The sequence below is a fragment of the Pigmentiphaga daeguensis genome, from assembly GCF_039523035.1.
GTDB lineage: Bacteria > Pseudomonadota > Gammaproteobacteria > Burkholderiales > Burkholderiaceae_B > Pigmentiphaga > Pigmentiphaga daeguensis.
This window is the reverse complement of record NZ_BAAAEN010000001.1, coordinates 415,284-426,418: the sequence shown is the minus strand read 5'-3', so window position 1 is coordinate 426,418 and position 11,135 is coordinate 415,284. Positions and strand designations below refer to the sequence as shown.

The 11,135-nt window shown below is 68.9% G+C and carries 9 protein-coding genes; 7 read left to right on the top strand and 2 right to left on the bottom strand.

Features of this window, described 5'->3' with window-relative positions; translation table 11 throughout:
- Positions 1-74: 74 nt before the first annotated feature.
- From ABD104_RS02080 to purT, 7 genes are all read left to right on the top strand, one after another.
- A complete protein-coding gene (locus tag ABD104_RS02080; RefSeq protein WP_087840132.1) occupies positions 75-1,211 on the top strand; it encodes an ABC transporter substrate-binding protein in 1,137 nt (378 codons plus the stop codon).
- Positions 1,212-1,269: 58 nt separating this feature from the next.
- The gene (locus ABD104_RS02075; RefSeq protein WP_087840131.1) at positions 1,270-2,316 is read left to right on the top strand and encodes a branched-chain amino acid ABC transporter permease; all 1,047 of its coding nucleotides are present in this window, start codon (positions 1,270-1,272) and stop codon (positions 2,314-2,316) included.
- Between the two features lie 41 nt (positions 2,317-2,357).
- Positions 2,358-4,145, top strand: coding sequence for a branched-chain amino acid ABC transporter ATP-binding protein/permease (locus tag ABD104_RS02070; protein ID WP_279815085.1), 1,788 nt, complete (start codon positions 2,358-2,360; stop codon positions 4,143-4,145).
- Positions 4,146-4,162: 17 nt separating this feature from the next.
- On the top strand, positions 4,163-4,900 hold the full coding sequence (locus tag ABD104_RS02065) for an ABC transporter ATP-binding protein (protein ID WP_338619025.1): 738 nt from the start codon (positions 4,163-4,165) through the stop codon (positions 4,898-4,900).
- Positions 4,901-4,911: 11 nt separating this feature from the next.
- Complete coding sequence (locus ABD104_RS02060) at positions 4,912-6,654, top strand: acyl-CoA dehydrogenase (RefSeq protein WP_343927058.1); 1,743 nt, start codon at positions 4,912-4,914, stop codon at positions 6,652-6,654.
- Positions 6,641-7,141, top strand: a complete 501-nt coding sequence (locus ABD104_RS02055; protein WP_165962990.1) for a MarR family winged helix-turn-helix transcriptional regulator — start codon at positions 6,641-6,643, stop codon at positions 7,139-7,141. The genes ABD104_RS02060 and ABD104_RS02055 overlap by 14 nt, the downstream gene beginning before the upstream one ends.
- Before the next feature lie 78 nt (positions 7,142-7,219).
- Positions 7,220-8,443 (top strand): formate-dependent phosphoribosylglycinamide formyltransferase, encoded by a 1,224-nt coding sequence (gene purT / locus ABD104_RS02050; protein ID WP_087840126.1) that lies wholly within the window; start codon positions 7,220-7,222, stop codon positions 8,441-8,443.
- Here purT and ABD104_RS02045 read toward each other — a convergent pair.
- Together ABD104_RS02045 and ABD104_RS02040 are read right to left on the bottom strand one after the other, a co-directional pair.
- Positions 8,430-9,359: a BMP family lipoprotein gene (locus ABD104_RS02045; RefSeq protein ID WP_087840125.1), complete on the bottom strand. Its 930-nt coding sequence runs from the start codon at positions 9,357-9,359 to the stop codon at positions 8,430-8,432. The genes purT and ABD104_RS02045 overlap by 14 nt on opposite strands.
- 144 nt (positions 9,360-9,503) lie before the next feature.
- Entirely contained in the window at positions 9,504-11,105 is a 1,602-nt protein-coding gene (locus tag ABD104_RS02040; protein WP_165962989.1) for an ABC-F family ATPase, read from the bottom strand.
- Positions 11,106-11,135 lie beyond the last annotated feature (30 nt).

Below are 11,135 nucleotides of genomic sequence, written 5' to 3'. Positions count from 1 at the left end.
CTGTAGTCGAACCGGCGTAAGGGCGTCCCAGACACGCCCACCGCCCCATGAAAAAGCCCCAGAGGAGACACACCATGACCTTACGCAAGCTGATCGTCCCCACCCTCGTCGCATTGCTGTTCCAATCCGCCGCGCAGGCCGAGATCACCATAGGCGTCAGCCTGCCGCTGACCGGCCCCGCCTCGGGCCTGGGCATTCCCTGCAACAACGGCCTGGCGTTGTGGCCCAAGTCCATAGGCGGCGAAACCCTGCGTGTCATCGTGCTCGACGATGCCTCCGATCCCACGGTGGGCGTCAAGAACGCGCGCCGCTTCGTGTCCGAGGACAAGGTGGACCTGATCGTCGGCTCGGCGGCGACCCCGGTCGCGCTGGCGATGTCTGACGTCGCGGCCCAGGCGAAAACGGTGCAACTGGCGGCCTCGCCCATCGTGACCGCGCCGGGCAAGGACGAATGGTCGTTCCGGCTCGCCCAGTCCAACGCGGTCATGGCCATCCCGGTCGTCGCCCACATGAAGAAACACGGCGTCAAGACGGTCGGCTTCCTGGGCTACTCCGACACCTACGGCGAAAGCTGGCTGAACGATTTCACCAAGGAAGCCAAGGCGGCGGGCATCACGGTGATCGGCGCCGAGCGCTTCGCGCGCACCGATACCAGCGTGACGGCGCAGGCGCTGAAACTGACGGCCGCCAATCCCGACGCCATCCTGATCGCGGCCTCGGGCAGCGGTGCCGCCATGCCGCACAAGGCGGTGGTCGATCGCGGCTATCGCGGCAAGATCTACCAGACCCACTCGGCCGCCTCGCGCGACCTGATGCGAGTGGGCGGCAAGGACGTCGAAGGCGCGTTCGTCGTGTCGGGTCCGGCCACGGTGGCCGACCAGTTGCCCGACAGCAATCCGTCCAAGAAATTCGGCGTGGACTACATCGCCCGCTATGAAAAGATCTATGGCGCCGGCTCGCGCAACCAGTTCGCCGCGCACATGTACGATGCCGCCATCCTGCTCGAGAAGGCGGTGCCCGTCGCGCTGAAGAAGGCCCGGCCGGGCACGCCGGAATTCCGCGCCGCGCTCAAGGAGGCGCTCGAGAGCGGCGGCGTGACGCCCGTCTCGCAGGGCATCATCGACTACACCCCGCAGGACCATTGGGGCTTCACCAAGGAAACCGGGCTGATCATGAAGGTCGTCAACGGCGACTGGAAGGTCGAGCAATAAGCCGCCACGGCCGGCGTGCGGGCGCCGGCCCCTCCCACTCCATACCAAGAGTTTGCACATGGACTTGACGATAGCCGGCGTCTTGACGCTGGACGGCCTGACCAACGGCGCGATCTACGCGCTGCTGGGCATCGCCACTGTCCTGATCTTCACCGTTACGCGCATCCTGTTCATTCCCCAGGGGGAATTCGTCGCCTTCGGCGCGCTGACCCTCGCCCTGTTCCAGACCGGCCAGGTGCCCGGCACGGTCTGGCTGCTGCTGGTTGCTTCGGCCGCGGCCTTCCTGCTCGACCTGCGCATCCTGCTGCGCACCCCCGCCGCGCCGGGCCGATCGCGCACCGTCCTGCGCCTGGCTCTGGGCCAGCTGGCCCTGCCGGCCGTGATCGCCGCCGTCTCGGTCTGGGCAGCGCCACGGGACCTGCCCATCCTGCTCCAGGGCCTGCTGACGCTGCTGATCGTCACGCCGCTGGGTCCCCTCACCTATCGCCTCGCCTACCAGTCCATCGCCGAGGCCAGCGTACTGGTGCTGCTCATCGTCTCGGTGGGCGTCCATTTCGTGTTGCTGGGCCTGGCGCTGTTCTTCTTCGGCGCCGAAGGGTTCCGCAATCCGCCCTTCGTCGACGCCCGCTATGCGCTGGGGCCGCTCAGCCTGTCCGGGCAGGTCGTCGCCATCTTCATCGCCTTCGTCCTGCTGATGGTGCTGCTCAAGCTCTTCTTCGGCCGCACGCTGTACGGCAAGGCCTTGCGCGCCACCGCCGTCAACCGCCTGGGCGCGCGCCTCCTGGCGATTTCGGCCGACGCCGCCGGCAAGCTGGCGTTCGCGATGGCAGCCTTCATCGGCGCCTTGTCCGGCCTGCTGATCGGCTCGACCACGACGGTCTTCTACGATTCCGGCTTCCTGATCGGACTGAAGGGCTTCATCGCCGCCGTCGGCGGCGGACTCGCCAGCTACCCTGCCACCGCCGTGGGTGCGCTGCTGCTGGGCGTGGCCGAATCCTTCGGCTCGTTCTGGGCCAGTTCGCTGAAGGAAGCCATCGTCTTCACGCTGATCCTGCCGGTGCTGCTGTGGCGCTCGCTCTACACCCCTCATCACGAAGAACACTGATGAAGCACCATTCCGACACCCTGCGGGCCGCCGCGCCCGACATGGCCCGCCGGCCCGGCGGCTACCCGGTGCGCGCCGCGGTCTTCGCGCTGTTCGTCGCGGCCCTGCTGGCGCTGCCGCTGCTGCCGGTGCCCGAATTCTGGATCACCCAGCTCAACTACATCGGCCTGTATGCGATCGTCGTGGTCGGCGTCGTCCTGCTGACCGGCATGGCCGGCCTGACGTCCTTCGGGCAGGCGGCCTTCGTCGGCCTGGGCGCCTATGCCACCGGCGTGCTGTCGGTCACCTACGGCGTCTCGCCCTGGCTGGGGCTGCTGGCGGGGCTGGCGGTCACGGCCTGCGCGGCGCTGCTGATCGGCCCGCTTACCCTGCGCATGTCGGGCCACTACCTGCCCGTCGCCACCATCGCGTGGGGGCTCGCGGTGTTCTACCTGCTCAGCAGCATCGACTGGCTGGGCAAGTACGATGGCCTGATGGGCATCGCGCCGGTGTCCATCGGCAGCCTGGTCTTCGACACCGGTCGCTCGCAGTTCTATCTGATCTGGGCCTTTGCGCTGGCCGCCATGCTGGTCGCCGGCTGGCTGCTGGATTCACGCAGCGGACGGGCCATCCGCGCGCTGCGCGACGGCACCGTGCTGGCGGAGGCCATGGGCGTGAACACGCTGCGCTACAAGATCGGCGTGTTCGTCCTGGCCGCGCTGTTCGCCTCGGTCTCGGGCTGGCTGTTCGCCCATTTCCAGCGCAGCGTGAACCCCTCGCCCTTCGGGCTCCACATGGGCATCCAGTACCTTTTCATGGCCGTGCTGGGCGGCTTGGGTTCGGTATGGGGCGCGCTGACGGGCGCGGCGGCGGTCAAGCTGATCGAGGACCAGCTCCAGGTGCTGATTCCCGCCTTGCTGGGCCGCACCGGCAGCTTCGAGGTCATCGCCTTCGGCATCATCCTGGTGCTGGTGCTCAAGTACGCCCGCCAAGGCATCTGGTCCTTCCTCGACGGCCTGGCGCCACGCGCGCGCCGCCGGCGCGACTGGGCCGAGGCCGCCGCGCTGCCGGTACGCCCCAAGCCCGAACGCGGCGCCGTCGTACTCGAGGGCAAGGGCCTGCGGCGCCAGTTCGGCGGCCTGGTGGCGGTCAACGACGTGGACCTGGCGGTGCGCGCCGGCGACATCGTCGGGCTGATCGGCCCCAACGGCGCCGGCAAGTCCACCACCTTCCACCTGCTGAGCGGCGTGCTGGCGCTGAGCGCGGGCGAGATCCTGCTGCACGGCCGGCGCGTGGACGGGCTGCCCTCGCGCGTGATCGCCAGCCGGGGCCTGGCCCGTACCTTCCAGCACGTCAAGATGATTCCCGACATGAGCGTGCTGGAGAACGTCGCGCTGGGCGCGCACCTGCGCGGCGGCACGGGCCCCTTGCGTTCCATGCTGCGGCTGGACCGCCCGCAGGAGCGCAGTCTGCTGCGGGAGGCCGAAGCGCAACTGGTGCGGGTGGGGCTGGGCGAACACCTGCACGAGCCGGCCGGCAACCTGGCCATGGGCCTGCAACGCCTGATGGAGATCGCCCGCGCGCTGTGCAGCGACCCCGCCGTGCTGCTGCTGGACGAACCCGCGGCCGGCCTGCGCCACTTCGAGAAACAGGCCCTGGCCAAGGTGCTGCGCCAGTTGCGCGAAGAAGGCATGGGGATCCTGCTGGTCGAGCACGACATGGACCTGATGATGAACGTGGCCGACCGCATCGTCGTGATGGAGTTCGGCACCCGCCTGATGGAAGGCACGCCCGCCGAGGTTCGCGCCAGCCCCGCGGTGCGCGCGGCCTATCTCGGCACGGAACATTGATATTGATGGAGCGCCCCATGAACCAGGCATTGCTGGAAGTCTCGGACCTGCACGCGGGCTACGGCCGGGCCGAGGTCCTGCACGGCATCGGCCTGCGGGCCGAGCGAGGCTCGGTCGTGACGGTGATCGGCCCCAACGGCGCCGGCAAGTCGACCCTGCTCAACACCCTGATCGGCGCCGTGGGCGCGCGCGGCCGGATCCACTATGAAGGCCGGGACATCGCCCACATGCGCCTGGAGGACCGGGCCATGCTGGGGATCTCGCTGGTGCCCGAGAAGCGCGAACTCTTCTCCAGCATGACGGTCGAGGACAACCTCGTGCTGGGTGCTTTTCGCCAGGTGCGGCTGCGCAACCGCGCATGCATGGAAACGCTGGACGAGATCTACGCCATGTTCGGCCGGCTGCATGAACGGCGCCACCAGCTGGCCGGCACGCTGTCGGGCGGCGAACGCCAGATGCTGGCGGTGGGGCGCGCGCTGATGAGCCGACCCGAACTGCTGATGCTGGACGAACCCAGCCTGGGGCTCGCGCCCCGCGTCGTCGCCGAGGTTTTCGAAGTGATCGAGCGCCTGCGCCGCACCGGCGTGACCATCCTGCTGGTCGAGCAGAACGCGCGCGCCGCGCTCGAGGTCGCCGACTACGGCTACGTGCTGGAAATGGGAGAGATCTCGCTGCATGGACCGGCCCGCGAACTGGCCGGCGACGACCGCGTGGTCGACAGCTACCTGGGAGCCGCGCCGGCTCCCGCTCTGTAAGAGGACGAACCGTGCGCCGCTACGTGCCGCCGCTGGAAGACATGTTGTTCGTGATCGAGCGCGTGCTGCATGCCCCGGGTCAATGGGCGACCCTGCCCGGGCTGGCCGACCCCGGCATCGAGACGGCCCGGCACGTGCTGGCCGAGGCTGGACGCTTCGCCGCCGAAGTGCTGGCGCCGCTGAACGCGGTGGGCGATCGCGAAGGCTGCGCCTACGCGGACGGACGGGTCGCGACCCCCACCGGTTTCGCCGCCGCCTACCGCGCCTATGTCGATGCCGGCTGGGCCAGCCTGGGCTGCGCTCCCGAATGGGGCGGCCAGGGCCTGCCTCATCTGCTCGAGGCCGTCATCCAGGAGATGCTGGTGTCGGCCAACCATGCATGGTCCATGTATCCGGGCCTGCTGCACGGCGCCTATGCCTGCCTGGCGGCCCACGGCGACGCCGCCTTGAAGGCGCGCTACCTGCCCCGGCTGGCCAGCGGGGAATGGCTGTGCACCATGTGCCTGACCGAACCGCAGGCCGGCTCGGACCTGGGGCGCATCCGCACCTGCGCCACCGAGCGCGACGGCGCCTATGTCATCGACGGCGGCAAGCTCTTCATCTCCGGGGGCGAGCATGACCTGACCGACAACATCGTGCACCTGGTCCTGGCCCGCCATCCCGGCGGCCCGCCGGGGCCGCGGGGCCTGTCGCTGTTCCTGGTGCCGAAGATCCTGCCCGAGACCGGCCAGCGCAACGGCGTGTACTGCGACGGCGTGGAAAGCAAGCTCGGCATACGCGGCAGCGCCACCTGCTCCATGCGCTTCGAGAACGCACGCGGCTGGCTGCTGGGGGAGCCCTGCAAGGGCCTCGCGGCCATGTTCGTGATGATGAACGCCGCGCGGCTGGGCGTTGGCCTGCAAGGGGTGGCCCACGGCGAAGCCGCCTACAAACACGCGCTGCGCTATGCCCGCGAGCGCATCCAGGGACGCCCCGTGCCCGGCATCGCAGCGGGCACGGATCCCGTGCCCATCGCCCTTCATCCGGCCGTGCACGCCAGCTTGGCGGCGCAGCGCTGCGCGGTCGAAGGCGCGCGCATGCTGGCCTACTGGACGGCGCAACTGCTGGACGAATCCGAATACGCGGCCTCTCCGGACCAGCGCCGCCACGCGCACGAACGCCTGGCGCTATTGACTCCCATGGTCAAGGCCTGGGCCACGCGGGCGGGGTTCGAGGTCGCCGACCAGGCCCTGCAGGTGTTCGGCGGCTACGGCTACATCGAGGAAACCGGCGCCGCGCAGGCGTTGCGGGACAGCCGCATCCCGCCCATCTACGAAGGCACGAACGAAATCCAGGCGGTGGACCTGCTGGTGCGCAAGGTAATCGCCGACGGCGGCGCGGCCTACGGCCGCCTGCTGGACGAACTGGAGGCGGCGGCCCGCCACGACGGCCAGGGGCTGGAACAGCAGGCCGTCCAGCTGGATGCGCTGGCCGCGCATCGCCGCCTGCTGGCCGATATCGTCCAGGACTCGGCCCGGGATCCCGGCTACCCGTACCGTGCCGCGGACGATTTCCTGCGCGCCACCGCCCTGCTCTGCCTGGGCCGCTGGTGGCTCAAGGTGCTGGCGCTGTCCCGCGAAGGCGGCGCGGCGCCGCGCGGCAAGGCCGCAACGGCCCGCCATTTCTTCGATACCGTGTTGCCAGGGATAGCCCATGTCGAACATCGCATACGGTGCGCCCGGCGCGCGCTGCCCGAACTCGATGACTGCGATTGAAACCCCGCCCGGCCTCGAACGGCCGGACGACGGCCGGAATCGGCGGGGCGGCCTGGACCGGCGCAGGCTGGACCATCTGCTCGGCTTCATGACCTCGCTGGCGGACGCCACCCTGCGCAAGGCCTTCGTCGCGCACCTGGGCGACCTGAAACTGCGTCCGGTCGAGTTCTCCATCCTGGCGCTCCTGGCCGTCAACCAGCGGGTCACGCAGAAAAAGCTCTGCCTGGCGCTGGACACGCCGGCGCCCAACCTCGTCGTCGTCCTGACCCGGCTGCAGGAGCGCGGGCTGCTGCGCCGCATACGCAGCGACGAGGATAGGCGCGAACAGCATGTGCAACTGACCGACGAAGGCAGGCAATTGGCCGATCGCGCCCATGCGCGATCCCTGGCCATGGAGGCCGAGGCCCTGTCGGTGCTGACCGAGGGCGAACGGCTGCTGCTGGCCGAGCTGTTGCGCAAGATCGCCGCCGGAGGCCGCCGGACCTGAGGTCGGCCGCGCGGGCGGCGCAGCAAGACCCGCCGGTTCGCGCTACATTTCGGTTTTCGCTTCTGGACGACCCCCGCGATGACCGCCACCCGTTTCCCCACCCTGGGCACCCCGCTCTCCCCCGCAGCCGTGCGCGTCATGCTCCTGGGCTCCGGCGAGCTCGGCAAGGAGGTCATCATCGCCCTCCAGCGGCTGGGCGTGGAAGTCATCGCCGTCGACCGCTATGCCGACGCCCCTGGCCACCAGGTCGCGCATCACGCCCGCACCGTCGCCATGACCGACCGGGATGCGCTGAAGGCGCTGATCGAGGCCGAGCGGCCGGACATCATCGTCCCCGAGATCGAGGCCATCGCCACCGACCTGCTGGTCGAACTGGAGGCCGCCGGCGTGGCTCGCGTCACGCCCACCGCCCGCGCCGCCCAGTTGACGATGAACCGCGAGGGCATACGGCGCCTGGCGGCCGAAACCCTGGGCCTGCCCACCTCGCCCTACCGCTTCGCCGCGACCCGCGAGGAATTGCAGGCCGCCATCGACCAGCACATCGGCTACCCGTGCATCGTCAAGCCCGTCATGTCCTCTTCCGGCAAGGGCCAGTCCAAGCTCGACGGACCTCAGGACGTGGAACGCGCCTGGCGCTATGCGCAGGAAGGCGGCCGGGTGGGCGCCGGCCGGGTCATCGTCGAGGGCTTCGTGCGCTTCGACTACGAGATCACCCTGCTGACCGTCCGCTCGCGCGGGGCCGACGGCCAGGATCGCACCGATTTCTGCGAGCCCATCGGCCACGTGCAGGTGGACGGCGACTACGTCGAGAGCTGGCAACCCCACCCCATGTCGCCCGCTGCCCTGGCCCGCTCCCGCGAGATCGCCGCCAAGGTCACGGGCGAGCTGGGCGGCTACGGCATCTTCGGCGTCGAGCTGTTCGTGGCGGGCGACGAGGTCTGGTTCTCCGAAGTCAGCCCGCGCCCGCACGACACCGGCATGGTCACCATGATCTCGCAGGTCCAGAACGAGTTCGAACTGCATGCCCGGGCCTTCCTGGGGCTGCCGGTGGACACCTCGCTGCGCCAGCCCGGTGCGAGCAGCGTGATCTACGGCGGGATCGAGGCGGGCGCGGTGGCCTTCGACGGCGTGGCCCAGGCGCTGGCCGAGTCGGGCACCGACCTGCGGCTGTTCGGCAAGCCGGAGTCCTTCGTCAAGCGCCGCATGGGCGTCGGGCTGGCCTCGGCCGCCACCGTGGACGAGGCCCGGGCCAAGGCCAAGCGTGTCTCGTCGGCGGTCACGCCGCGCGCTATATCCGGCTGAGCAGCCCGCTCAGGTCGAATTCCCGTCCCGAATATTCGCGGCTGGGAACGACCTCGCCCCGCACCAGGGCCTGGCTCCATTCCTCGACGGCCTGCCGCGTGGACGCCCCGGCCAGCGGGCTGAGCGCCAGCCGGACGTATTCGGGGCGCTCCACCCCGTAGTCGGTACGGGTACCGAAGGGCAGGCTGCCCTCGGCATGGTCCTGGATGGCCGCCGCGATGCAGCGGCCGGTATCGGAAATGGCCGACCCCACGAACAGCTTCGGATCGGTCTCGGTCCAGTCGACGATTGCACCAATCTGGCGCAGCCGGAACTTCTGGCAGGCCAGCACCGCACCCGGCCGGCCACCATCGACGGCCGCGAACACCACGTCCACGCCGCGCTTGGCCATGGCTTCGCAGGTCTCGAAGGCCAACCCCTCGTCGTCCTGGCTGCCGCAAAAGGACGTCATCATGCCCATGCCCGGCGACTGCCGCATCGCCCCGTCCACATAGGCCGCCCGCGCCCACAGCGCTGCCTCGGTCTTGACCGCCGACAGGTGGCCCAGTCCGCCGGTGCGGCTCTCGGCGGCCGCCGCGACGCCGGCCAGGAAGGCCGACTGCTCCTGCTTGACGCCATAGACCGCGCAGTTCTCGGCCAGGTGCGACCCCTGGATGACGACGAAATGGATGTGGGGGAAGCGTTCGGCGGCCATGGCCACCGGATAGTCGCCGGCGCTGCCGTAGGCCACGACCAGGTCGGCGCCGTGGTGGCAGACGTCGATCACGCGCGCCGCGCGTATGGCCGGGCCCGTGGACTCGATCCAGATCAGTTCGACCTGGCGTCCCGCGCGCCGGGCAATTTCCACGCCCGCCACGCCGCACTGGTTGAAGCTGCCATAGCCGGGGGACCCGAAGAGCAGGACCTTGACCCGCATGGCTCAGCCCGCCGCGCCGGGTACCCCCGGCGCCGTGAGGATGGCGATAGACAAAGATTTCCGCATCGTCTTCTCCTTGGCGGTGGACGGGATGCCACCGGACTCGAAGCAGACCAAAGCAATCTTCGTGCCGTTCTGCCCCGGTCAGTCCTCGATGCCGCGCGAGGCCAGGTACTCGTCGTACGTGCCCTTGTAGTCGATGAGCTGGCCGTCGGGCAGTATCTCGATGATACGACTGGCCAGGCCCGACACGAACTCGCGGTCGTGCGACACGAAGAACAGCGTACCCTGGAATTTCTCGAGCGCCAGTTGCAGCGACTCGATCGACTCCATGTCCAGGTGGTTGGTCGGTTCGTCCAGCAGCAGCACGTTGTGCTTGCGCAGCATGAGCTTGCCGAACATCATCCGGTTCTTCTCGCCGCCCGACAGCACGCCCACGGCCTTGCCGATGTCGTCGCTCGAGAACAGGAGGCGCCCCAGCACCGAGCGGATGGCCTGGTCGTCGTCGCCCGGCTGGCGCCACTGGCCCATCCAGTCGAAGACGTTGTCCTCGGTCTGGAAATTGTCGGAGACGTCCTGCGCCATGTAGCCGAGGTTGGCGTTCTCGGACCACTTGATCGTGCCCTGGTCGGGCGCCAGGTCGCCGGCCAGCATGCGCAGCAGCGTGGTCTTGCCCACGCCGTTGGCGCCGATGATGGCGATCTTCTCGCCAGCCTCGACCATGGCCGAGTACTTCGGGATGACGGGCTTGTCGTAGGCCTTGACGATGCCCTCGATCTCGACCGCCTGGCGGTGCATGACCTTGGCCAGCTCGAAGCGGATGTAGGGGTTCTGGCGCGACGACGGCTTGACCTCGACCGTCTCGGCCTTGAGCTTGTCGATCTGCTTCAGGCGCGACGTGGCCTGGCGGGCCTTGGACTTGTTGGCCGAGAAGCGGCGCACGAAATCCTGCAGTTCGGTGATGCGCTCCTTGGCCTTGGCGTTCGAGCTCATCAGGCGCTCGCGCGCCTGGGCCGAGGCCAGCATGTAGTCGTCGTAGTTGCCGGGATAGATGCGCACTTCGCGATAGTCCAGGTCGGCCATGTGGGTGCAGACCTGGTTCAGGAAGTGGCGATCGTGGCTGATGATGATCATCGTCGACTGGTACTGGTTCAGCACCGTTTCCAGCCAGCGGATCGTATTGATGTCGAGGTTGTTGGTCGGCTCGTCCAGCAGCAGCACGTCGGGATTGGAGAACAGCGCCTGCGCCAGCAGCACCCGCAGCTTCCAGCCCGGCGCGATCTCGCGCATCGGCTGCTGGTGCTGCTCGACCGGGATTTCCAGGCCCAGCAGCAATTCGCCGGCGCGGGCCTCCGCCGTGTAGCCGTCGTACTCGGCGAACTTGGCCTCGAGGTCGGCCGCCCGCATGTAGTCTTCGTCGGTGGCGTCGGGATTGGCGTAGATCGCGTCCCGCTCGCTCATGGCCTGCCACATTTCCGCGTGGCCCATCAGCACGACGTCCAGCACGCGCACGTCTTCGTAGGCGAACTGGTCCTGGCGCAGCTTGCCCAGGCGCGTGTTGGGCTCGAGCGAGACGTTGCCGGCCGACGGTTCGAGGTCGCCGCCGATGATCTTCATCAGCGTCGATTTGCCGCTGCCGTTCGCACCGATGAGGCCATAGCGGTTGCCTTCCCCGAACTTGACCGAGACATTCTCGAACAGGGGTTTGGGACCGAACTGGATGGTGAGGTTGGCGGTGGAAATCACGGCGGAAACGGGCTCGCAAAAAAGAGAAAC